Here is a 21,216-nt window from a genome sequence, read left to right as displayed (position 1 = left end):
AGGCTATCAAGGGAGCGTTTGTTAGCCCAAATACAAGAGCTGTTTCAGTTTCTGAAGACCCTGTTCTCTTCATAAAGCTTAATACATCTAGCTTGAATTGAACAGAATATGATTCTCTATGTTTCTTCCTCTTTAAACCTTCCACACCGAATTTCTCGTATACTTTTACCCATCTCAAAATGGGGGTACTGTCTTTCATGTCATACTTCTTAGCTAAAGAGTCATATCCCAATTTCCCTTCTTGATACTCTTTGACTAACATTAACTTAAATTGTTCACTATATTTAGCCATAAAAATGCACCCCAAAGTTAAGATTTTACTCTAACTTTTGGGGTGCATTACAATTGTAGGCTGCTTTTATGCTTTTTGGTATTTCTAATCACTGGACGCTTACCATAGTATCCGTTATAGTATTTCATAAGAAATACATATAGAGTGAATCTGGATGAGGAAGGCGTTTATAAATGATTAAATCATTTTATCATTTTTTAATGAAATATAGGCATCCTGCTCCAAAGGATGCTATTAGTGACTTTGCCAATCATGCCTATTTAGATCATAGTTTTCCGAAAACTTCCGAGGACTATCATGAGTTAAGTTCTTATTTAGAACTGAATGGTCAATACTTAGAATCAATGTCCGTTTTTGATGAGGCATGGCAGCAATATTTGATTACTGAAAGCAAAATATAACACAATTTGATCGTCTCAGAAATGAGGCGATTTTTTCATTTTACAATTCACATGCGCTTTTATTTAAACGGCGCATATACTATTGTAATCAAAATTCACGACTTATTATTGAGAGGATGGGAGGAAATGGGAAATAGAAAAAAACCGAAGTATAAGATCGGTGATACGGTCGTGATTACAATCTATGGAACAGTTGGCAAGGTAACAGATGTAAAGTGGCTAGACGGGAAGTATGTATATGAAGTGAATAAAAGTGACGGATTATTCATTGAATCCGCCTTACAATTACTATCAGAATTCGATGGCGTTGTAATGGAACAAGAACAAATTGACATCGAATATAGTTTTTTCTTCGGCGATTTAGTTCAAGTAAGCGGTTATGGTGCAGACTTGTTTAAAGTTGTAGGCTTCCGTACAGAAATTTGGCGCTATAAAGAAGATGCCTGGGAAGATGTCATTTATGAGCTATCTAGGGTAAGTGATGGTGAATGGCTTGAAGCTGGTGAAGAAGAATTGACACTTGTTGCAGATGCTGAAAATGCTGACACATTTATTCAAAAACTGGGTCTCCTATACTTAGTGAATAAGCAGGAAAAGGCAGTCGATAATCCAAAAGTCCAGAACATTATTAGAAAAGCAGAATTCGAAGAAATTGAACGCAAAAAGGAAAAAAAGGAATTAATTGACAACTTATTGGACATATTTAATGATTACCGGATTTTATATGAAATGTTTCAGGATCAGGAATATTATCAAGTAATGCGTGTGATTCTTAGGAAATTAGAAAGTCTTGTCAGTAACGATGGCAAGAGTCACGTCTAAGAGAGAAGCTACCACTTTGAAATTTCAAATAGTAAATAAACAACAAACGGGATACCAGCCCATTTAATAAGAAAAAACATCACATCTAGAATCTTCTCAAATGTTTGGAGGGTGAGACCATCCTCCCGATTAACATCATTTATCCATGCCTCTAATTTTAATTGTAAATTTAACATCAGATCACCTCAGGGAAAGTTCTTTTCATTCATCCTATGCTTGTCCAATCCAAAAAAGACTTCATCTCTTATTGAAGTTTAAAGGGTTAATAAATCCTCTTTCTCTTTGGAAATGGATATTCAGTTAGGTCCTTAAAGTAAATAGCATGAAAAAGCCATATACATCATACATTCTCTAAAAAGGGGGCGATGCTATGAGAGAAATTGAAGTATTTATTGATACTGAAGAGATTGCCGAATTTTTCTTTCATGAGCTTGTAAAAAGGGGATACGTTCCTAGTGAAGAAGAATTAGAGGAAATTGCAGACATAACTTTCGAATATTTAATTGAGAAGAGTATTATCGACGAAGAAGAAGAGGATGAATAAAAAATTAATTAATCAAATAGAAGGAAATAGTCTTTTCCTTTTAATATAGATTAATACAGAAGACGAGCATTCGGTGCTCGCTTTTTGTTGTGCTCGTTAAAAAAAACATTAGCCAAAGTACATTGGATCATCATATTTAATAAATTTCGCTAATCATGAAACCTTTATTTTTTCTAAACGTATGAATGTTTACGAAGCTAAGGAGGGGAAAGAATTGTTAAAAAAAATCCTTAAATTAATTTTCAAAAGTAAGCTTCACCATCACCATCAATATAGTTCTTCAAGTGATGCCTGGAAGAGAAGAAATCATTATAAGCACAACAACCTAGGACATCATCATTATAAAAAGAAGTATAAAAGTAGAAGTTTTTTTAGCAGCTAGCAAGGTGCCCTTCTCATGATAAAAAGAATTGCATTCCTATTTTCCAATTTATTTGAACAACTGTTCCCAAATAATAAGCTCATCGCTGATCGATACAAGGTCATTAGACATCTCGGAGCAGGTGGTTACGGTCATAGTTACTTGGTATATGATCTGGAATCAAAGCAAAAAAAGGTTCTAAAAGCCTTGCGACTCCATAAAAGATTAACGCAATCGGGTCGAAATGACTTTGAATATGAGAAAGAACTGTTAAGTTCGATTGAACATCCTGGATTTCCAAGGTATTTTGAGGGTGGTTCCTTTAACAACATTCCTTTTTACACAATGGAATTTATTGAGGGGATGAACTTTGAACAGCTTATTTTTGCTGAAGGAAAGAAAGTCACTGAAAAAGAAGCTTTTCTAATCGTCTATGAATTATTAAATCCGATTGAATATCTGCACAATCATAAAATAATCCACAGAGATATCCGAATCCCAAATGTCATTTCGGATGGTGCTAAGATTAGGCTAATTGATTTAGGGTTAGGAAGACATCTTAATTTTAAAACAGCAGTTCAGACAACAAAGGAAAAAAATATCCGTAAAGAGGTTAACTGCCAAGCGGATTTTTATGGATTGGGACATTTCCTATTGTTTTTACTGTATTCAAATTTTACTTTTCCACAACACAAACAGGAAAAGAGCTGGGAAGAGGAATTGGAAATTTCGAACCAGGCCAAACACATAATTAGAAAGCTCTTACAGATTGAACCAGCATATGAAAACTGTGCCCAAATAAGAGCTGAAATAATAAATTTATACTTAATCTAGGGGGATAAAAAATGTCTTTTTTTAACAAAGTATTTGCCAGCGTAGGAATTGGGTCAGCAGCAGTGGACACAAAGCTTGAAAAAGATACTTATATGCCGGGGGAGACTGTTAACGGTGTAGTTGAAATTAAAGGAGGCAAGATCGATCAGCAGGTTGATGAGATCTATCTCACCTTAAATACCACCTATTTAAGAGAGTCAGATGACAAAAAGTATACCGTCACCGCTGCGATCGAAAAGTTTCGATTAACTACTCCTTTTGTCATTCGTGCAAATGAGAAAAAAGACATTCCATTTTCCTTTCAACTTCCTTTTGATACGCCACTTTCCATTGGCAGGTCAAAGATTTGGGTAACTACCGGTCTAGATATTAAAGGCGGTGTGGACCCAAGCGATAAAGATTATCTAAAAGTTGTCCCTAACCCACTTATGTCTGCTGTGTTTAATGCTATTGATAATTTAGGATTTAGGATTCGAGAAGCCGATTGTGAAGAAGCACCGCGGCGATTACGGGGACGTTTACCGTTTGTTCAAGAATTTGAGTTTGTACCTACTGCAGGATTATTTCGTGGCAGATTAGATGAACTAGAAGTAGTCTTTTTCCCTTCTGGAAATGGCATGCTTGATATCATGTTCCAAGTGGACCGTCGGGCAAGAGGGCTATCAGGATTGTTTTCAGAGGCAATGGGTGCAGATGAGACCAATGTACGCTTGTCAGTTTCAAATGCAGATGTCCCGAATTTACAACAAAAAATTCAAAGTGTAATTCAACGATATTCATAAAATCCTGACAATAGGGCCATTTTGGTCCTATTGTTTTTATGTATATTGAAACGCTTGATTCGATAAAAATCATCTTTGCTGGATAAAAAAAGTGCAATTCGACAAAAATAATGGGATTTTCAAGAAGGAATCGACAATGTCCATCGCTAATTATTAGAATAAGCAATTAATTCTAATAATTGGAGGTATATGATGATCAAAGTATTAACAAAAAGAGCATGTATACAATATGATGTGACGATCTTTCAAACTCCAAAATACCGTGAAAATAAAGGGCATAAAGAGGTTTTTCGAACCACTATTCCAGCAAATAGCCGAGTGCAATGCTTAGAGGAAACTTTCAGCCGCTTTAATGTTACTGACAGAATCCCTGCAGATTATCAAGGCAGATTTCTCTCAACCGGGGATATTGTGTTAATTGACCAAGGCAGGGGAGGACAGCATTATTATCAATTAAAACCTGGTGGTTGGTTTCCTATTAACAGAATAGTTCTTCTGTAAACTAAAAACCTAAGGACAATATTCCTTAGGTTTTTTTAGCTCAGTGCTTTCTTCCACCAGTTGCATTGTGCTCTTTTGCATGTGCCTCATGTTCAGCCACAATAGCCTCAGCAGGGATGTGATTATTTTTCTTCGGTGAATTAGTGCGGCTTCGATGTTTTTTACCCATGAATGATCTCCCTCCAATCTTAAAAATAGCTTCCCACAAAATAATAAATTCATGTCTTTTTCATCGCAGAGTTTCTCATTAGAAATTGTTTATGATATATTGTCAAAGAAACAGTTTTAATACGCTGTAGTTATTGATTGGAGGAATATAGATGAGTGTACATATTGGTGCGAAGGAAAACGAAATTGCTGAAACAGTGTTACTGCCAGGGGACCCGCTTCGCGCAAAATATATTGCAGAAACATTTCTAGAAGATGCAAAATGTTACAACGAAGTTCGAAATATGTTCGGGTTTACTGGAACGTATAAAGGAAAAAGAATTTCTGTACAAGGGACTGGAATGGGTGTTCCCTCCATCTCAATTTATATAAATGAACTTATGCAAAGCTATAATGTCCAAAATCTAATTCGTGTTGGAACATGTGGAGCCATTCAAAAAGATGTAAAGGTTCGTGATGTCATTTTGGCAATGACAAGCTCAACCGACTCAAATATGAATCGTTTAACGTTTGGTCATGTCGATTTTGCCCCTACAGCAAACTTTGATTTACTTCGTAAGGCATATGATGCAGGGGTGGCAAAAGGACTTAACTTGAAAGTAGGAAATATTTTTACAGCAGATTCATTCTATAATGATAACGCTGAACTTGAAAAATGGGCTAAATATCAAATCCTGGCGATCGAAATGGAGACCACAGCCCTTTATACACTAGCCGCTAAATTTGATCGAAGAGCACTTTCCGTTCTAACAGTTAGTGATCACATCTTAACAGGTGAAGAAACAACAGCCGAAGAAAGGCAATTAACCTTTAACGATATGATAGAAGTTGCTTTAGAAGCAGCGATAAAAGAATAATCAAAATGAGCCTTTTCCAAATTGGATGAGGCTTTTTATTTTAGTAATTAACAGGAACTCACTACCAAAATGGAGAATAAATAAAAAACAAAACTCCTCTGTGACAAAAATCATCGAAAGACGTTAAAATAAGGCTTAAATTAAATATAGTATAATTTTCGGCAAAAATCCTTTGACCAAATATACACTGCGGGGGTATAGTATATAAAAGAGGTGATCCAAATGAAAGAGCAGCTCAAATTAGACATTTCTGGAATGACCTGTGCAGCCTGTTCAACGAGAATCGAGAAAGTCCTCAATAAAATGGACAGTGTTGAGGCAAATGTCAATTTGGCAATGGAAAGTGCAGCTATTTCTTTCGATACAGAACTGGTTTCAAGTAATGATATTATTACTAAAATAGAAAATCTTGGTTATGAAGCAACAGAAAAGGTTCACAGGGATACCAAACAGCAGAATAAAGATGCAGAAATTAAACAAAAAAAACGTATATTTCTTCTGTCGGTAATTCTGGCAATACCGCTTCTATATACGATGCTTTCCCATTTGCCAGTTGATTTTGGTTTACCAATGCCACATTTTTTGATGAATCCATGGTTTCAATTACTATTGGCAACGCCTGTGCAATTCTATATAGGTGGTCAGTTTTATATGGGTGCTTTTAAGGCCCTGAAAAATAAAAGTGCTAATATGGATGTCCTTGTCTCGTTAGGAACATCAGCAGCATATTTTTATAGCTTAGCTGAAGGAATGAAAACAATTGGTAACACTAACTATATGCCACATCTATATTTTGAAACAAGTGCTGTACTGATTACTTTAATTCTATTAGGGAAATTATTTGAAACGATGGCAAAAGGGAAAACAACGCTTGCCATATCGAAGTTGTTAAGTCTCCAAGCAAAAGAAGCCACTGTACTAAGAGAAGGTAAGGAACTTCAAATTCCAATTGAGGAAGTGAAAGTTTCTGATTACTTATTGGTAAAGCCAGGGGAAAAAATTCCTGTCGATGGAATGGTAACCTTTGGGCAATCTTCTGTTGATGAAGCAATGATAACCGGTGAGTCAATTCCAGTGGAAAAATCTGTTGGGGACAATGTCATTGGTTCAACGATCAATAAGAATGGCACCCTGACCATAAAAGCAATGAAGATTGGCAAAGACACAGCACTTGCTGGAATAATTAAAATTGTCGAAGAAGCGCAAGGCAGCAAAGCCCCAATCCAACGCGTAGCAGATACAATTTCAGGTTATTTTGTGCCTGTTGTGGTTGCAATCTCAATGTTTACATTTTTAATTTGGTATTTCTTTGTGAATCCTGGAGATTTCCCTTCCGCATTAGAAACAGCGATTGCTGTTCTTGTTATAGCTTGTCCATGTGCGTTAGGACTAGCCACTCCAACATCTATCATGGTTGGTACAGGTAAAGGAGCTGAAATGGGGATTCTTTTTAAAGGTGGAGAGCATTTAGAAGCAGCCCATAAAATTAATGCAATCGTCCTTGATAAAACCGGCACGATTACAAAAGGACATCCTACAGTAACAGATTTTATAGCCTATCAGGACGAGAAAAAAGTACTCCAATACCTCGTTTCAGCAGAAAAGTCTTCTGAACATCCACTTGCCGAAGCGATCGTAAAATATGGGATTGAAAAAAGATCAAGTACCCTGCCTGTCAAACGGTTTAAGGCAGTACCTGGTTATGGAATTGAAGCAAAAATAGGCAATGATGAAATATTTGTAGGCACCAGTAAACTTATGGCTCTAAAAAATATTCCCAGCATTACGGGAGACCAAGACCTAACCCGATTGGAGAACGAAGGGAAAACAGCTATGTTTATTGCCATAAATTCCACTATTATGGGTGTAGTTGCTGTTGCCGATACAGTAAAAGAGACAGCTAAAATGGCGGTTCAACAATTAAACCAATTAGGAATTAAAGTGTTTATGTTAACTGGTGATAATGAACGTACGGCTAAAGCGATTGCGAATCAAGTCGGCATTACTAATGTTATTTCAGAAGTCCTTCCCGAGGAAAAGGCCAATCATGTCAAAGAATTACAGCTGCAAGGTCTAAAAGTGGCCATGGTTGGCGATGGAATAAATGATGCACCAGCCCTTGTCGTAGCTGATATAGGGATTGCAATCGGTACGGGTACTGATGTAGCGATTGAAGCGGCTGATATAACAATTCTTGGCGGGGAATTAACCTTGATTCCAAAGGCAATGGGTTTAAGTAAATTAACGATGCAAAATATTCGCCAAAACCTCTTTTGGGCACTTGTTTATAATTCAGGGGGGATTCCAATTGCGGCACTTGGCTTGTTAGCCCCTTGGGTTGCTGGTGCGGCTATGGCGTTTAGTTCAGTATCAGTAGTGTCCAATGCCCTTCGTTTGAAGCGAGTGAAAATATAAATATAAAGTGAGGTAATTTTCATGGAGAAAACAACATTACAGGTTACAGGAATGACATGCGGACATTGTGAAAAGGCAGTGAAAACAGCCCTTCTCAATTTAGAAGGTGTAACAGAAGTTAATGTTTCATTAAAAGATGGCAAGGTTATGGTTGGTCATGATTTAAGCAAAGCCTCAGTTGGGAAGCTTAAAGAGGCCGTCGAAGATCAAGGTTATGATGTAGGATAAAAATAAACGGCACTTACCATTTGGTAGGTGCCGTTTATTGTGAAATTTTATTTGTGATCTTATTATAATTTCATTAACTTTTCTTTGTTAATTTTATACGAAAGATGTTATTCTAATCACTAAGGGTTATTTTTTAAAAGTATCTGATAATAGCTTTTGAAAATTTGGAAATCCATCTAGCACCTAATAAGAAAATTTTCGCTGGATCATTTCTTATTTTTATGGTTAATGAAAGTGGTGAAGGATTTGAAAGACGAGAAAATTGAACAGATAAAAGCGGAAGAAGCAAACGTTGAACAAGAGCAAGGATCAGCAAACAAATCAGGACACATTCGTTTAAAAAAATTCCATTTTATCATGCTATTGTTTATGGTTGTGTTTCTATCTGCGGGAATTACAGCGTTTGCACTAGCATTTGGAGAAGAAAAGGTCGTTACAGTTGGAACAGAAAGACCAGAATTTGATAAACTCTATGAAGCATATGATACATTGAAAAGTGGTTATTTTAAGGATATTGATCAAAAAAAGGTCATTAATGGTGCAATAAATGGGATGGTGGAGTCGCTGGATGATCCCTATTCAGACTATATGAGTAATGAAGAAGCAGAAAGCTTTCATGGCAGCATTTCTTCATCTTTTGAAGGGATTGGCGCTGAAATTCAGGAAAAGGATGGGCACATCGTGATTGTGTCTCCCATAAAAGGATCTCCTGCGGAAAAAGCTGGCTTAAAACCAAATGACATGATTATGTCCGTAAATGGAAAAAGCCTCCAGGGGATGAATTCTACTCAAGCAGTAACACTGATTCGTGGGAAAAAGGGTACAAAGGTTGAGTTGTCTGTCCAACGCCCTGGTACAGCAGCTCCAATGACTGTGCCAATTATCCGTGATGAGATACCAATTGAAACTGTTTATGGTGAAATGGTGGGAGACGGGATTGCTAAAGTTCAAATTACGAGCTTTTCCAGTAATACGTCTAAGGAGCTAGTTGAGACCTTGAATGACTTGAATAAGAAAGGAATGAAGGGGCTAGTATTAGACTTGCGTCAAAATCCAGGAGGTTTATTGGACCAAGCCATCTCGATTTCGAGCATGTTCGTTCCAAAAGGGAAACTTATTTTAAAAGTAGAAGACCGAAATGGAAAGATTAAGGAATATCCTTCTCAAAATGAAGGGAACCCAAATCTTCCTTTGGTTGTATTAATTGATAAAGGTAGTGCCAGTGCATCAGAAATACTTGCTGCAGCTGTAAAAGAATCTGCTAATGTTAAGCTAGTCGGAGAGAAGTCTTTTGGTAAGGGAACAGTCCAGACTGCTTCTGACTTCAAGGATGGCTCAAATCTTAAATTCACCACGGCGAAATGGTTGACACCGAACGGGAATTGGATTCATAAAAAGGGGATAAATCCTGATATAGCTGTAGCCCTGCCTGAATATGCAACTCTAACAATTATTAATCCCGATAAGGAACTGAAACTATCTACATCATCTACGGAAGTTCAAACTGCCCAAAAAATGCTCAAAGCGATTGGTTTTGATCCAGGTCGGACAGATGGATTTTTCGATCAAAAGACAAAAGATGCTGTTACTGCGTTCCAAAAAGCTCAAAAACTCCCAGTCAATGGTGTTTTAAAAGGTGATTCCACCATGAAACTAATGGAGTTATTAAGGGACAAAATAAAAACAAGTGATACACAAATGCAAGAGGCGATTAAAGTATTAAAGGGAACAATGAAATAAAAAAAGTAACCCGACTCCCCGGAGTTGGGTCATTTTTTTAGAGTACAATTAATGACCATTGGAAGGGAATTAAGGATGAAAAAAGCTGAGGTTTATATTTTATCAGGATTTTTGGGAAGCGGGAAAACTACCCTTTTAAAACGATTGTTAGAAGATGAACAAAGGTTAGGAAGAAAAACAGCTGTCATGATGAACGAACTAGGTAAGGTTTCCATAGACTCTGATGCAGTTGAGGGCGAGGATGTTTCCTTAAAAGAATTGTTAGGAGGATGTATTTGCTGCTCCATCCAAGACAAACTTGAAGCCCAGTTGCAAGGATTATTATTAGATGAAAAACCAGAAGTGATATATATCGAAACAACCGGTGCTGCCCACCCTGTGGAGGTTTTGGATGCGATCCTTTCCCCATTGTTTGCAGATAAATTATTGATTAAAGGCATCCTAACAACAGTCGATGGCAAGAGATGGATGGAAAGAAAATCCTTAAGTCCCCAGCTCCAGCAATTGATCCTTGAGCAAGTAAGGCATGCTGACTTCATTATTATCAACAAAATGGATGAATTAAAAGAGAGTGAGCAAGCAAAGATAATATTCGAGATTCAATCCATTAATGCAAATGCAAGATGCCTTCTTACTAATTATTCACAGGTGTCAATTGAACAGCTGAGAAAGCTTTCTGTATCCTTTGAAAAGGAAAAGAAAGAGTCACAACGAGTAACTATAAATTTAACGACATTTGTTTATCAATTTAAAACTGCCATTAGCCATGCTGAATTTGAGAATTTCTTAAAACATTTACCAGATACAATTTACCGTATAAAGGGCTATGTTAAGTTTGATCATTCGGACCTGCCTTTTTTATTTCAGTTTTCTTATGGCATGCCGATTTATCTAAAAGAAGACATGAATATGCGATTAAACCTTGTGTTTATTGGTGAAGGTATAAATTGGAATGGGATTGAAACACAATTAAAAAATCTTGAAAAGTAAGAAAAATACCATGATTGAATGAATGATAATTTCCTCTTCAGGTAACTCTTTTAATGTAGCAAGTTTTTTGTAAAAGGAGGATACGATGAAGAGGGTAGTCATTTTTTTAATGTTAATTCATATCCTCCTAAATGGCCAAGGGGTAAAAGCAGCATCAACAATCAGCTATAAAATTGAGATGTTAAATTGGAAAGAAGTTAATCAAATCCTGCCAAAGTACACAAAATTTACGGTAATGGACGTGGAAACGGGAAGAAAGTTCAAGGTGCAACGACGAGCGGGAAGCCACCATGCGGATGTACAGCCATTAACCACAAAAGACACGAAGGTAATGAAAAGAATATACGGGGGTAAATGGAGTTGGAAACGCCGAGCTATTATTGTTATTCATAAGGATCAATGGATAGCGGGCTCGATGCATGGAATGCCGCATGGTGCTGGAGCATTAGCGAATAGCTTTCCAGGTCACTTTTGTATTCATTTTTATGGTAGTACCACTCATCGCACCAACTCAATGGACTTATCACATATGCTCATGGTTTTGAAGGCTTCTGGCAAATTAAATCAGTATTTAGGAAAGGCGAATCCCTATGAGGTCATAAATGCCTATGTTGCAGGATTGAAGCAGCAGGATGTCCAGATTACTTCCCAAGCTTCTTTACAAAAAATAAACTGGAAGCCGATTTTAGGGAATGTAGAAAGTGTTAGAATTTCTCGAATGGAGCTTTTGCCAGCAGAGGATTTAACCGAGGAAATTAGTTTAGATGTCCCCATCCAAATTGATTGGTTTATAAAAAACAGAGGCGGACAATCCTTTAGAGGGGATATTCATCTGGTAAGATTTTCACCAATTGATGCTTGGAAAGTGGATTCAAAGGATTTTCTAAAAGAAAATAATCTTCACTAAACAAAAAAACATCCTAATTACGGGACAACCCAATAATTAGGATGTTTTTATGTAAAGAAGAAGACTATATCGGCTGTTCGCCAAATTTGATAAACGTACGTTCATCCTCAATTAAACCACAGGCACCGCATTGGACTCGAATTTCTGGTCCATTGTAAGGGAGGTGGAAGGGTTCTAAATCATTTTCACCATATTCTCGGATTACTGCTCCCGATTGAGGGTCAAGTTTAACAGATTGGGAAACTTGTTGAATAACATTAAAGCGGCTCCGATTCGTTTTGCAATTTGGACATTTATAAGGGGTAGACATAAGGTTTCTCCTTTCTTTGACTTGTTAAATTGTATTTTTTGCAATAATGTTAGTAAATATGTAACAATGCAAGTGTAGACATAAAAGGGGAGGGATTGTTTGTCGAAAGAAAGAGTGTCCTTCGATGAATTACTAGAGGAATATCGGCAGATTTGGAATAATCGTATACTAGAAACAGAAGGAAAAGGTAGTAAGGTGACTCTAGTTGAAGCGATAAAAAGAGAGCTTCAAGATGAAAACTCTCACCCGAGGATCCGGAAAAACAAGTATGAGAAATACTATTCTGCAATCAAAAGAGTGATTAATTCTACGATTTCTCTAGAAGCCAAGCTATTGTTAATTAAAATTCATAATGAAGTAATGGAAGAATTAAGTTAGGAGAGAGGAACCTTGAAAAAGCTTTTCGTTTTTTTGGTGACTGTTCTATGTTTAAGTATTGTTATTTCGTGCAGTAATAAAAAAGAACAAGCCGATAATCTACCGCAAATGGTAGAAGTAGAGTTATCTATTAACCCGGACCCAGGCAAAATGAATCAACCGATTTCATTTGAAGCGAAGGTTACTCAGGGGAATGATCAAGTGAAGGATGCTGAGGTTATTTTTGAGATCTGGCGTGCAAAGGATGACAAGCATGAAAAGGTAGAAATTAAGCATGCTGAAAAAGGAATATATCGCTTAGAAAGATCCTTCTCACAAGAAGGTACTTATTATATCATTTCTCACGTTACAGCAAGAGATATGCATAATATGCCTAAGAAAGAATTTACCATTGGGACCCCAAGTGCACCTGAGGATCCCAACACCAAAAACTCCATGGATGGTATGAAGATGGAAGATGAAGGTCATTAAATCTAAAGGACAGAAAAATTGGCTGTCCTTTACTCTAATGACGTTCATGAAATTTCAGTAACATCAATTTGAGAAAACTGCATATCAACATTTTTGGGGATTTTCACCTCAAGCATATGATCCTTGAAGGTAGCAGTTGCCCCCTTCTTTTTTACAATTGCAGGAAGGATGATCGTGTGTTTATCTTCATGTTGTGGAATATGCTCAACAATTAGTTGATTAGCTGTATGAAAAATACGGAGCTGTTTAACCCATTCCTCTTTTTTGATTGGAATTCTAACATACACAAAATCATGGGTCTCAAAGGCCGTTGAATTCAATATACTCCTCGTTGGCTCCTGCGGGGATACCGACGATTGGAAACCCTTAAACATCTCTTGAGGGTTCATCACACCTTTCATGTTAGCGGGCATGATTTTCCCCATAATATCCTGAACATAGTTATTGATTTCTTCAGGCTTCATTTTTGTTATCTTATCCTTCAAATCGTTATCAAAAGGAAATTTATCCCAAGGGAACAATGATCTCATCCTTTCCACCTTTTGTAGCTATCTTATCCTATGCCAATATTTGCCCATTCGTTATTAAAACTTAGATCCTTTACAGAGGAACAAGTTTTCACGATAGAGATGGAACTAAAATTTGCATAAATAATTGTTTCTTTTTAACATATAGTTAAGAGAGAAATTCTAAACATTGAGAGGTAATGATTTGTGAAAAAGAAAACGGCTTTGATTACGGGGGGAGCTTCGGGTATTGGCAAAAAAACTGCTTTATATCTCGCGGAAAATGGGTATCAGCTAGTCATTAACTATCGTAATAGTAAAGCAGAAGCTATTTCTTTAGCAAACCAATTGACTAAATATTATGGAACGCATAACATTGCGATTCAAGGTGATGTCTCGAACATGGAGGATTGTATCCGAATTGTCGATGAAGCCCTTGCTTTATTTTCAACCGTGGATGTTTTAGTTCATAATGCAGGTCCATACATACATGAAAGAAAGAAGCTGACAGACTATTCCTTCGATGAATGGAACTATATATTACAAGGGAACTTAAGTGCTGTATTTTATTTGTCAAAACTTATTATTCCTTCGATGCGAAACCAAAAATGGGGAAGAATTATTACAATCGGATATGACCGAGTCGAAACCGCGCCAGGTTGGATATTTCGTTCTGCGTTTGCTGCAGCGAAGACAGGAGTAGCGTCACTTACAAGAACAATTGCAATTGAAGAAGCAGAACATGGGATAACCGCTAATATGGTTTGTCCAGGTGATATAATAAATGAATGGAAAGACAGTAATATCGGGGATGCTATAGCTGCAATGGGTGACAGCCCTATTGGAAGGCAAGGAACAGGAGAAGATATTGCCAGAGTAATTGCCTTCCTTACGGATGAAAAATCCGATTTAATTACTGGGAGTATAATACCTGTCACAGGTGGACTAAACGTATTAGGTAAAGTACTTAAGAATTAGTATAATTTTTTGAACTATTTGATTTTCAGGAATGAAAACAGCTTCTTTTGTGGACAATAGAAAATAATCATCTATGAAAGGAGCAAAGAAAATGAGTTTTAACATGAACAGAATTAACCCAAATCAAACCCAAGTATTTTTTCATGATGGCCGCTTTGAAACATTGACGAATGAGGAATTAGATGAATTTTTGCTCCAAATGGGTCTTAATGACGTAAACGAAAGCATGGAACAAAATTTAACGGAATAATAAGAAGACTTCTTTCCTTGAAAACTAAATAAAAACAATCGGCGAGGGCCGATTGTTTTTTTATGCCTCCAGCAATTGTGAATCGTCTGATTGAACAGCACCGTTTCGCATAAGGTAAAAGGTGTATTGATCCTTTGGAATCTCATATAAATCATATACTTCACCATTAGCGTTTAATTGCTCATAAATAGATTTTCTACTTTCATTTGCTTTTATTACATAAGGAAGTTTTTCAGCAGCTTTTATTGAGCGAATATTAACCTTGCGGATGCGCATAAAAACTGTCTCAATTCCCGTTTCATAAAAAAGTTCTTGAAAAAAGGCATCCTTAGCCGGGCTATTATAACCCTTGCCATGGTAGGGCTTGCCAAGCCATGTTCCTAAAAAACCAGCGTTGTCCTCAATATCAAATAGATTAATTGTTCCGATAGGCGCTCCCCATTCATCGAGAATGGTCCGTGAAATTAATTCACCGCGTTCTTCGGATTCTATGGTTTGTTTTGTCATAAATAAAAATTCTTCATAAGAATCAGCTTTTTGGCGTACAAAAGGGAAGACATCAGGGTGCGTCATTAATTCGTACAATGTGTGGCTGTCATGAAGATCACGTTTTTTAAGCATGAAAATCCCTCCATTAGGGCATTCCGATCCCATGTCAAAAGAAGCGGTCCACCCTCGAAATTTTTTATAAAGTTACTAAAAAATTTCGGGGTGGGAATCGAACCCACTAGAACCAGTAAAACTGGTGGCGCACCATTTGCCTTCCCTATATCATTTTTTTGTTAACAAATTGTGTTCGTAAACCCCCAAAGTATTCAGGTCTAAAACATTTCACTTAGAGTATAATACAAGAAAAAAGCCAAAAAATAAATAGGTTTTTTGTGTATTTTTCGATAATATTTTTTACCAATTTTCAACATTAATCTATCTTTCTTGATAGATCATTTCACCGCCAATCATCGTCCACTTTGGCTTTGCTAAGTAATGGAATGGGTGATGGCTCCAAAGCACTAAATCTGCATCCTTACCCTCTTCGATACTTCCGACGGTATTGTCTATTTTTAAATTTTTGGCTGGTAATATGGTGATTCCTTCTAGTGCTTTTTGCTCGGATAATCCTTCTCGGACAGCAAGGCTCGCACAAATATTCAAGTATTGAATTGGTGTATAAGGATGGTCGGTAATAATTGATACTTCAACACCATGATTCGTCAGTTCTTGATAGGTTTTCCACGTTTTATTTTTTAATTCTACCTTGGATCTTCGTGTCAATGTAGGTCCTACAGAAACCTTTAAACCCATTCCAGATAATTCACTGGCTATTAAATGCCCTTCAGTACAGTGCTCAATACGTAAATCCAGATTAAACTCTTCTGCAAAACGAAGCGCTGAAATAATATCGTCCGCACGATGAGCATGAATTCTTACGGGAATTTCTCTTTTTAAGGCCTTCACGATAGGAGTAATTCTAGGCTCCTCGGGATTATCCGCATGGATGGCTTTGTAGAAGGCTTCTCTTAGCATCCCCATAATCCCCATCCGTGTAATGGAATCATTATTCCCATGGCTATGAATTCTTTTTGGATTTTCCCCTAGGGCTATTTTTAAGCCTGAAACTTCTTGAATAATCATTTTTTTTATATTTTTACCAGTAGTTTTAATGACTGAAGTTGTTCCGCCAATGACGTTGGCGCTTCCCGGCATGACATGGACGGTTGTAATGCCGCTTTTGACGGCATCAGAGAACGCTGGGTCCAATGGATAAACACCATCAATTGCCCGAATATGGGGCGTGAGGGCTTCGACTGTTTCATTTGCATCATTCCCAGCCCAGCCCGTTCCTTCATCATAAAGACCTAAGTGAGTATGAACATCAATAAAGCCCGGTAAAAGAAATAAATCCTCACAATCGATTATTTTTACTTTTAAGTCTGTCGTTAAATTTTTGCCTAATTTTTTAATTTTCCCTGCTTCAATTAGGACATCACAGTGATGGATTGGTTCTGATGAAATTGGATATACCGTTGCTTTTTTTAAAAGTATTTTTGTCATAATAAAACCTTTCTGCACGTTGATAATAGTTATTTTATCAATTTTACCAATTTACGTGCCTAGGGAGAAGTTTGACCCCATAAATTTTTTTAAAGATAACGAAACCTTTTAAAAGCACTGCCGTAAATATTAACGAATGTAAAAAATATATTCCAATGGGGGAATAGAAAATGGTTAATCAAGATGAAAGGTTGTTTGCTGCTGGTATTTATGTGTTAAGTATATTTTTCCCAGTTATCGCACCGCTAGTTATCTGGTTAATAAAAAAGGATGAGTCATCATTCATTGATTATCACGGCAGGGAATATTTTAACTTTTTGATTTCCTATACAGTTTACTTTTTTGTTAGCGGATTATTAACACTCATCTTAATTGGTTTTGTAGCACTAGCGATATTAGGCGTAATGCTCTTTGTATTCACCATTATTGCAGCAATCAAAGCCTTTGAAGGAAATGAATATCGGTTTCCGTTAATTTTTAGGCTAATTAAATAATCTTGAGAAATATACCCGGCAAAAAATTTGTCGGGTTATAAAGGGTTTTTTGGGATAAATGTTAAATAAAGTAATTTAGAAGAAACCAAGGGAGGGAAGTTCATGGATGCGCTGGTAAATAATCTACCTATAATAGCTCCAATCCTTATAATTCAACTAATATTAATAATCGTAGCGATTATTGATTTAGTACGAATCGAAAATACAAATGGGCCAAAATGGTTATGGGCACTCATTATATTATTCATTAACATTATTGGACCGATTCTTTATTTCGTGATTGGAAGGAAGAGTAACTGATGTCTCTTATCGAAATTAATCATTTAAAAAAGAGCTTTCAAGGGACGGAAGTGATTAAAGGGATTGATTTTCAATTAAGAAAAGGGAAATGCATCGCTCTTTTAGGTCCGAATGGGGCAGGGAAGACAACCACGTTAAAGATGCTTTCTGGTCTAATGGAACCGACGGAAGGGACGATCATTTTTACTGATGCAAAAAAAGGAGAGGACAACCGCAGATTAATCGGATACCTCCCGCAATTTCCAGTGTTTTACGAATGGATGTCGGGACTTGAATTTTTGGCCTATGCAGGCAGATTAGCTGGTTTGGGTCGTAAGGAAGCGAAGGAGCGTTCCTTAGAGCTTTTAGGATTGGTAGGAATATTGGATGCTAAAAATCGAAGGGTAGCAAAATATTCAGGCGGGATGAAACAGCGCCTAGGAATTGCCCAAGCCCTTATTCATCGTCCGCAGCTTATTATGCTTGATGAGCCCGTTTCTGCTTTGGACCCGATCGGAAGAAGAGAAGTATTGGATCTGCTTGAGGGGTTAAAAGAGGAAACCACGATTCTATTCTCCACCCATATTCTCAATGATGCGGAAGAAGTATGTGATGAGATTTTATTCTTGCATAATGGAAAAATTGTGGAATCAGGAACAATGGAAGAGCTTCGGGAACGACATCAACAGCCAAAAATCGATTTGTTTTTTAAAGGAAAGTCTGGGGAGTTTGCTGACATATTTTCTAATCATGAACTTACTCTCTCCACAAATGTAGAAGGGAATAGGGTTAGTGTTTTTGTATCAAACGTCGTACATGCAAGACAGGCATTTCTGAGGTTGATTTCGGAACAAAACATGCCCCTAGAAAGATTTGAAATAAGCAGTATGACCCTTGAAGATGTGTTTATGAGGGTGGTGGAGAAATGAGCCAGTGGCTGACATTGTTCCAAAAAGAAATATTAGAAATGTGGAGGAATTTCAAATGGATTTGGGTACCGATTACCTTTATATTATTAGGGGTGTCAAAACCAATAACAACATATTATACTCCGCAAATAATAAAATCATTTGGCGACTTGCCAGAAGGAGCTGTTATTGATATTCCCCCGCCAAGTGCAGCTGAGGTGTTCATACAAGCTCTAAGTCAATATTCATCACTAGGTGTATTAATAATCGTCCTATCAACAATGGGAATCATTGCTGCTGAAAGAAAAAGCGGGGTTGCCGCAATGATTTTAGTAAAACCTGTTTCTTATTTATCCTTTGTTACAGCTAAGTGGGCTGGTGGCATTTTATTATTGTGGCTCTCTCTTTTTATTGGCTCCATTGCAACTTGGTATTATACGGGAATTTTATTTGCCTGGATCCCGGCAGGAGACCTTATCCAATCATTACTTCTATATGGACTTTGGCTTACTGTGGTTTTAACATTAACGGTCTTTTTCAGTGCTTCACTTATGACCCCAGGAATTGCCGGATTTCTATCTATAGCTATCGTTATTATATTCAATATAATCAGCAGTACGTTTTCTACTTGGCTGGAATGGAGCCCAGCCCAATTAACCAGCTATGCAAACGAGGTGCTATTGTCAAAGGCAGTTCCTGAACAGGCACTCTCGACTAGTCTAATTGCATTCGCATGCATCATAGTCCTCCTTGGGTTTAGTGTATTTATTTTTAGAAAAAAAGAGCTAGCCTCTTAACAAAGTCATATCATCCCTTCTTTTTGTTCTTTAATCGAAATCTCCTATCATTTTTTAGTCGAATAGTAAATAAACTAAGACTAGAGGAATTGATAAGGAGTTTTCTAGATGAAAATAAATGAATATTACCGGGATACGGCTCATTTGAACTTAAATGGTAGTATTGCTGCTCTGATTCCAGCTGTTATGATAGTTGCTGGCAATCTTTCTATTATTAAAAACAAAGAAATAATGATCTTAACTATACCTTTCCTGATTTATAGCTTGATTTGTTTTCAAATCTATCTTTTTAGAATTAGGCAGTCGATATCCATTGACAGAAATATGGCAAATTCAAAGCGCATTAGGGAGTCTTTATTTGAAACACGACATTTACTTGTCTTATTTCTGAACACAAACTCCCCACGCCTGCTACTCTATTTTCCTGACGGGCATCTAGCAGGGATGATTAAAAGGTTTCATAACCAGGGCTTAAAGAAGCTTAGGATTTCGAAAATTTATGCTCTCTATAATTTGGATAGCGAGGCCATCGGATATTTTAAGGTTACTGGCAAAAAGATTGAGGTATTTGACCATAAAAGGCATTATTTAGGCTGCTTTGAAAAAAGGAAACTAGATTGGAGAACAAAAAAGAAGGAATTACTAGATTCGAAAGGCAGGTTTATTGGTGCAGTAGAAGGGTCATCTACTTTTATGGATGAGCAAGTAATAAACAAAAATGACCTTCCGGACGGACGGCTTCGCAGGGGATGGATGCCGGTTGAATGGAGTCCACTGTTTCCAGAACCTAATACACCAGTCCTCTCACTAAGGGAGACTTTATCAGAGGAGGACAAGCTTCTCCGAATGTCATTTATTGTTAACGAATATTTTATCGAAAGATAGAAGTACCGACAGTTTCCCTCATGAACATTGAGTGATATGATAAATAAAACATGTTTATCAATTTTGTGGGGGTTTTACGATGCAAATCAATTTAATTAAAGGCCATGGTTCGGGAAATGACTTTCTAATAATCGACGAAAAATCGAATGGATATGCTTTTACGGAAAGTGAACGAGCGGACCTCGCAAAGTTATTATGTAACCGTCAATCCGATTTGGGTGCTGATGGGATTCTTTTCGTTATGCAAAGCGAAAACGCAGATGGTAGAATGCGTGTATTTAACTCTGACGGGTCAGAAGCTTCAATGTGTGGAAATGGACTGCGTCTTGTGGCTAGATATGTTTGCGAACATCTAGGGCGAAATAGCGCTGTGATCGAAACGATGAAAGCCGATCTGAAGGTAAGCAAACAAAACGAACTTTTACAAGATATCCACACCTACCAAGTGGAAATTTCACCGGTGCTGTTTGAATTAAAAGCCCTCCCATTAAATTTAAATAAACCAACTCTTTACAATGAAAGAATTGAAAAACTTTCAGGGGATTTACGGTTCACAGCTCTTGCAGTACCGAATCCGCATTTAATCGCCATTGTTGAAGCGGAACAGCTCAAAGGTGACCTCCAAAAACAACTTAGTGAAAAGGTGAATGGTCCCAATAATTTGTTTCCTGACGGCGTCAATGTAAGTTTTGTTAAACACTTGCAACCTGGTTCAATTTATGTCAGAACCTTTGAACGTGGTGTTGGTTTTACGAATGCCTGTGGTACTGCAATGTCTGCCTCCACGCTAGTCACTTGTTTACAAGAATTAAATAAGTTCGAAAAAGTTGTTAATGTCTATAATAATGGTGGAAGAGTTCAGTGTGTAGTCCACGAAAGCGAGGGGAAATACACAATTGACTTGATCGGAAATGCTACCTATCTTTATAATGCGACAGTCAATGTTGATCTCGAGCAAGGAGCGTTTACTGTCACTTCGAAAACGGAATTGATGGAACAGACTTCTTATGAGAAGTTACAATCAGAAGCAAAAAGGTATCTCGAAGACGAAATAAAAGGATAGGGC

29 protein-coding genes are annotated in these 21,216 nt (G+C 37.1%); 22 read left to right on the top strand and 7 right to left on the bottom strand.

Annotated features, from left to right (window positions below; all coding sequences use genetic code 11):
- On the bottom strand, positions 1-292 hold a 292-nt coding region (locus AB7942_RS19730), incomplete at its 3' end, for a helix-turn-helix domain-containing protein (protein ID WP_369448179.1).
- 176 nt (positions 293-468) lie between these two features.
- Here AB7942_RS19730 and AB7942_RS19725 point away from each other — a divergent pair.
- Together AB7942_RS19725 and AB7942_RS19720 are read left to right on the top strand one after the other, a co-directional pair.
- Positions 469-693, top strand: a complete 225-nt coding sequence (locus tag AB7942_RS19725; protein ID WP_210427180.1) for a YozE family protein — start codon at positions 469-471, stop codon at positions 691-693.
- 126 nt (positions 694-819) lie between these two features.
- Positions 820-1,515 (top strand): hypothetical protein, encoded by a 696-nt coding sequence (locus tag AB7942_RS19720; RefSeq protein WP_088088670.1) that lies wholly within the window; start codon positions 820-822, stop codon positions 1,513-1,515.
- A gap of 8 nt (positions 1,516-1,523) precedes the next feature.
- Here AB7942_RS19720 and AB7942_RS19715 read toward each other — a convergent pair whose 3' ends face one another.
- Complete coding sequence (locus AB7942_RS19715) at positions 1,524-1,691, bottom strand: hypothetical protein (RefSeq protein WP_179195906.1); 168 nt, start codon at positions 1,689-1,691, stop codon at positions 1,524-1,526.
- A gap of 194 nt (positions 1,692-1,885) precedes the next feature.
- Here AB7942_RS19715 and AB7942_RS19710 point away from each other — a divergent pair, with 194 nt between their 5' ends.
- From AB7942_RS19710 to AB7942_RS19695, 4 genes are all read left to right on the top strand, one after another.
- Positions 1,886-2,059, top strand: coding sequence for a YozD family protein (locus AB7942_RS19710; RefSeq protein ID WP_066256754.1), 174 nt, complete (start codon positions 1,886-1,888; stop codon positions 2,057-2,059).
- Positions 2,060-2,456: 397 nt separating this feature from the next.
- Positions 2,457-3,254: a serine/threonine-protein kinase gene (locus AB7942_RS19705; RefSeq protein WP_369448178.1), complete on the top strand. Its 798-nt coding sequence runs from the start codon at positions 2,457-2,459 to the stop codon at positions 3,252-3,254.
- An 11-nt stretch (positions 3,255-3,265) separates the two neighbouring features.
- Positions 3,266-4,036 (top strand): sporulation protein, encoded by a 771-nt coding sequence (locus tag AB7942_RS19700; RefSeq protein ID WP_335713294.1) that lies wholly within the window; start codon positions 3,266-3,268, stop codon positions 4,034-4,036.
- 192 nt (positions 4,037-4,228) lie between these two features.
- Positions 4,229-4,537, top strand: coding sequence for a YodL domain-containing protein (locus AB7942_RS19695; protein ID WP_282599728.1), 309 nt, complete (start codon positions 4,229-4,231; stop codon positions 4,535-4,537).
- A gap of 40 nt (positions 4,538-4,577) precedes the next feature.
- Here the strand turns inward: AB7942_RS19695 and AB7942_RS19690 are convergent, their stop codons facing one another.
- Complete coding sequence (locus AB7942_RS19690) at positions 4,578-4,706, bottom strand: hypothetical protein (protein WP_088088665.1); 129 nt, start codon at positions 4,704-4,706, stop codon at positions 4,578-4,580.
- Between the two features lie 151 nt (positions 4,707-4,857).
- On the opposite strand from AB7942_RS19690, the gene deoD reads away from it, so the two are divergent.
- The 6 genes from deoD (at position 4,858) to AB7942_RS19660 (ending at position 11,842) form a co-directional block, all read left to right on the top strand.
- Entirely contained in the window at positions 4,858-5,562 is a 705-nt protein-coding gene (gene deoD, locus AB7942_RS19685; protein WP_088088664.1) for a purine-nucleoside phosphorylase, read from the top strand.
- Between the two features lie 222 nt (positions 5,563-5,784).
- The gene (locus AB7942_RS19680; RefSeq protein ID WP_369448177.1) at positions 5,785-7,977 is read left to right on the top strand and encodes a heavy metal translocating P-type ATPase; all 2,193 of its coding nucleotides are present in this window, start codon (positions 5,785-5,787) and stop codon (positions 7,975-7,977) included.
- Positions 7,978-7,998: 21 nt separating this feature from the next.
- Entirely contained in the window at positions 7,999-8,205 is a 207-nt protein-coding gene (gene copZ / locus AB7942_RS19675) for a copper chaperone CopZ (RefSeq protein ID WP_088088662.1), read from the top strand.
- A gap of 246 nt (positions 8,206-8,451) precedes the next feature.
- Positions 8,452-9,945 (top strand): lmo1851 family serine protease, encoded by a 1,494-nt coding sequence (locus AB7942_RS19670; RefSeq protein ID WP_483310887.1) that lies wholly within the window; start codon positions 8,452-8,454, stop codon positions 9,943-9,945.
- A 75-nt stretch (positions 9,946-10,020) separates the two neighbouring features.
- A complete protein-coding gene (locus tag AB7942_RS19665; RefSeq protein WP_369448175.1) occupies positions 10,021-10,935 on the top strand; it encodes a CobW family GTP-binding protein in 915 nt (304 codons plus the stop codon).
- Between the two features lie 85 nt (positions 10,936-11,020).
- Positions 11,021-11,842: a hypothetical protein gene (locus AB7942_RS19660; RefSeq protein ID WP_369448174.1), complete on the top strand. Its 822-nt coding sequence runs from the start codon at positions 11,021-11,023 to the stop codon at positions 11,840-11,842.
- Between the two features lie 64 nt (positions 11,843-11,906).
- Here the strand turns inward: AB7942_RS19660 and AB7942_RS19655 are convergent, their stop codons facing one another.
- Positions 11,907-12,152, bottom strand: a complete 246-nt coding sequence (locus tag AB7942_RS19655) for a DNA alkylation repair protein (protein ID WP_088088659.1) — start codon at positions 12,150-12,152, stop codon at positions 11,907-11,909.
- 99 nt (positions 12,153-12,251) lie between these two features.
- On the opposite strand from AB7942_RS19655, the gene AB7942_RS19650 reads away from it, so the two are divergent.
- Positions 12,252-12,530: a hypothetical protein gene (locus AB7942_RS19650; RefSeq protein ID WP_369448173.1), complete on the top strand. Its 279-nt coding sequence runs from the start codon at positions 12,252-12,254 to the stop codon at positions 12,528-12,530.
- 12 nt (positions 12,531-12,542) lie between these two features.
- Positions 12,543-13,001 (top strand): FixH family protein, encoded by a 459-nt coding sequence (locus AB7942_RS19645; protein ID WP_098931803.1) that lies wholly within the window; start codon positions 12,543-12,545, stop codon positions 12,999-13,001.
- Between the two features lie 44 nt (positions 13,002-13,045).
- On the opposite strand, the gene AB7942_RS19640 is transcribed toward AB7942_RS19645, so the two are convergent.
- On the bottom strand, positions 13,046-13,531 hold the full coding sequence (locus AB7942_RS19640; RefSeq protein ID WP_306298960.1) for an Hsp20/alpha crystallin family protein: 486 nt from the start codon (positions 13,529-13,531) through the stop codon (positions 13,046-13,048).
- 183 nt (positions 13,532-13,714) lie between these two features.
- On the opposite strand from AB7942_RS19640, the gene AB7942_RS19635 reads away from it, so the two are divergent.
- Positions 13,715-14,485, top strand: coding sequence for an SDR family oxidoreductase (locus AB7942_RS19635; protein WP_335438469.1), 771 nt, complete (start codon positions 13,715-13,717; stop codon positions 14,483-14,485).
- A 91-nt stretch (positions 14,486-14,576) separates the two neighbouring features.
- The gene (locus tag AB7942_RS19630) at positions 14,577-14,735 is read left to right on the top strand and encodes a hypothetical protein (protein WP_179195904.1); all 159 of its coding nucleotides are present in this window, start codon (positions 14,577-14,579) and stop codon (positions 14,733-14,735) included.
- A 60-nt stretch (positions 14,736-14,795) separates the two neighbouring features.
- Here the strand turns inward: AB7942_RS19630 and AB7942_RS19625 are convergent, their stop codons facing one another.
- Both AB7942_RS19625 and AB7942_RS19620 read right to left on the bottom strand, forming a co-directional pair.
- Positions 14,796-15,356, bottom strand: a complete 561-nt coding sequence (locus AB7942_RS19625; RefSeq protein ID WP_088088655.1) for a GNAT family N-acetyltransferase — start codon at positions 15,354-15,356, stop codon at positions 14,796-14,798.
- Between the two features lie 303 nt (positions 15,357-15,659).
- Positions 15,660-16,787, bottom strand: a complete 1,128-nt coding sequence (locus tag AB7942_RS19620) for an amidohydrolase (RefSeq protein WP_369448172.1) — start codon at positions 16,785-16,787, stop codon at positions 15,660-15,662.
- Between the two features lie 170 nt (positions 16,788-16,957).
- Between AB7942_RS19620 and AB7942_RS19615 the strand changes: the two genes are divergently transcribed.
- The 6 genes from AB7942_RS19615 (at position 16,958) to dapF (ending at position 21,213) form a co-directional block, all read left to right on the top strand.
- Positions 16,958-17,281, top strand: a complete 324-nt coding sequence (locus AB7942_RS19615) for a DUF4870 domain-containing protein (protein ID WP_088088653.1) — start codon at positions 16,958-16,960, stop codon at positions 17,279-17,281.
- A gap of 102 nt (positions 17,282-17,383) precedes the next feature.
- Entirely contained in the window at positions 17,384-17,581 is a 198-nt protein-coding gene (locus AB7942_RS19610; RefSeq protein ID WP_088088652.1) for a PLD nuclease N-terminal domain-containing protein, read from the top strand.
- A complete protein-coding gene (locus AB7942_RS19605; protein WP_369448171.1) occupies positions 17,581-18,489 on the top strand; it encodes an ABC transporter ATP-binding protein in 909 nt (302 codons plus the stop codon). The genes AB7942_RS19610 and AB7942_RS19605 overlap by 1 nt, the downstream gene beginning before the upstream one ends.
- Complete coding sequence (locus tag AB7942_RS19600; RefSeq protein ID WP_369448170.1) at positions 18,486-19,265, top strand: ABC transporter permease; 780 nt, start codon at positions 18,486-18,488, stop codon at positions 19,263-19,265. The genes AB7942_RS19605 and AB7942_RS19600 overlap by 4 nt, the downstream gene beginning before the upstream one ends.
- Before the next feature lie 108 nt (positions 19,266-19,373).
- On the top strand, positions 19,374-20,150 hold the full coding sequence (locus AB7942_RS19595; RefSeq protein WP_335402179.1) for a hypothetical protein: 777 nt from the start codon (positions 19,374-19,376) through the stop codon (positions 20,148-20,150).
- Between the two features lie 79 nt (positions 20,151-20,229).
- Positions 20,230-21,213: a diaminopimelate epimerase gene (dapF, locus tag AB7942_RS19590; protein WP_369448169.1), complete on the top strand. Its 984-nt coding sequence runs from the start codon at positions 20,230-20,232 to the stop codon at positions 21,211-21,213.
- Positions 21,214-21,216 lie beyond the last annotated feature (3 nt).

It is taken from the genome of Neobacillus sp. BF23-41 (assembly GCF_041106275.1).
The sequence above is the reverse complement of the archived record's forward strand: the minus strand, read 5'-3'. Positions and strand labels throughout refer to the sequence as shown.

What these genes read in the sequence shown, in the direction of transcription:
- AB7942_RS19720 (WP_088088670.1), top strand. Translation starts at nt 820, where the DNA reads ATGGGAAATAGAAAAAAACCGAAGTATAAGATCGGTGATACGGTCGTG.
- AB7942_RS19715 (WP_179195906.1), bottom strand. Translation starts at nt 1,691, where the DNA reads ATGTTAAATTTACAATTAAAATTAGAGGCATGGATAAATGATGTTAAT.
- AB7942_RS19710 (WP_066256754.1), top strand. Translation starts at nt 1,886, where the DNA reads ATGAGAGAAATTGAAGTATTTATTGATACTGAAGAGATTGCCGAATTT.
- AB7942_RS19705 (WP_369448178.1), top strand. Translation starts at nt 2,457, where the DNA reads ATGATAAAAAGAATTGCATTCCTATTTTCCAATTTATTTGAACAACTG.
- AB7942_RS19700 (WP_335713294.1), top strand. Translation starts at nt 3,266, where the DNA reads ATGTCTTTTTTTAACAAAGTATTTGCCAGCGTAGGAATTGGGTCAGCA.
- AB7942_RS19695 (WP_282599728.1), top strand. Translation starts at nt 4,229, where the DNA reads ATGATCAAAGTATTAACAAAAAGAGCATGTATACAATATGATGTGACG.
- AB7942_RS19690 (WP_088088665.1), bottom strand. Translation starts at nt 4,706, where the DNA reads ATGGGTAAAAAACATCGAAGCCGCACTAATTCACCGAAGAAAAATAAT.
- deoD (WP_088088664.1), top strand. Translation starts at nt 4,858, where the DNA reads ATGAGTGTACATATTGGTGCGAAGGAAAACGAAATTGCTGAAACAGTG.
- AB7942_RS19680 (WP_369448177.1), top strand. Translation starts at nt 5,785, where the DNA reads ATGAAAGAGCAGCTCAAATTAGACATTTCTGGAATGACCTGTGCAGCC.
- copZ (WP_088088662.1), top strand. Translation starts at nt 7,999, where the DNA reads ATGGAGAAAACAACATTACAGGTTACAGGAATGACATGCGGACATTGT.
- AB7942_RS19665 (WP_369448175.1), top strand. Translation starts at nt 10,021, where the DNA reads ATGAAAAAAGCTGAGGTTTATATTTTATCAGGATTTTTGGGAAGCGGG.
- AB7942_RS19660 (WP_369448174.1), top strand. Translation starts at nt 11,021, where the DNA reads ATGAAGAGGGTAGTCATTTTTTTAATGTTAATTCATATCCTCCTAAAT.
- AB7942_RS19655 (WP_088088659.1), bottom strand. Translation starts at nt 12,152, where the DNA reads ATGTCTACCCCTTATAAATGTCCAAATTGCAAAACGAATCGGAGCCGC.
- AB7942_RS19640 (WP_306298960.1), bottom strand. Translation starts at nt 13,531, where the DNA reads ATGAGATCATTGTTCCCTTGGGATAAATTTCCTTTTGATAACGATTTG.
- AB7942_RS19630 (WP_179195904.1), top strand. Translation starts at nt 14,577, where the DNA reads ATGAGTTTTAACATGAACAGAATTAACCCAAATCAAACCCAAGTATTT.
- AB7942_RS19625 (WP_088088655.1), bottom strand. Translation starts at nt 15,356, where the DNA reads ATGCTTAAAAAACGTGATCTTCATGACAGCCACACATTGTACGAATTA.
- AB7942_RS19620 (WP_369448172.1), bottom strand. Translation starts at nt 16,787, where the DNA reads ATGACAAAAATACTTTTAAAAAAAGCAACGGTATATCCAATTTCATCA.
- AB7942_RS19615 (WP_088088653.1), top strand. Translation starts at nt 16,958, where the DNA reads ATGGTTAATCAAGATGAAAGGTTGTTTGCTGCTGGTATTTATGTGTTA.
- AB7942_RS19610 (WP_088088652.1), top strand. Translation starts at nt 17,384, where the DNA reads ATGGATGCGCTGGTAAATAATCTACCTATAATAGCTCCAATCCTTATA.
- AB7942_RS19605 (WP_369448171.1), top strand. Translation starts at nt 17,581, where the DNA reads ATGTCTCTTATCGAAATTAATCATTTAAAAAAGAGCTTTCAAGGGACG.
- AB7942_RS19600 (WP_369448170.1), top strand. Translation starts at nt 18,486, where the DNA reads ATGAGCCAGTGGCTGACATTGTTCCAAAAAGAAATATTAGAAATGTGG.
- AB7942_RS19595 (WP_335402179.1), top strand. Translation starts at nt 19,374, where the DNA reads ATGAAAATAAATGAATATTACCGGGATACGGCTCATTTGAACTTAAAT.
- dapF (WP_369448169.1), top strand. Translation starts at nt 20,230, where the DNA reads ATGCAAATCAATTTAATTAAAGGCCATGGTTCGGGAAATGACTTTCTA.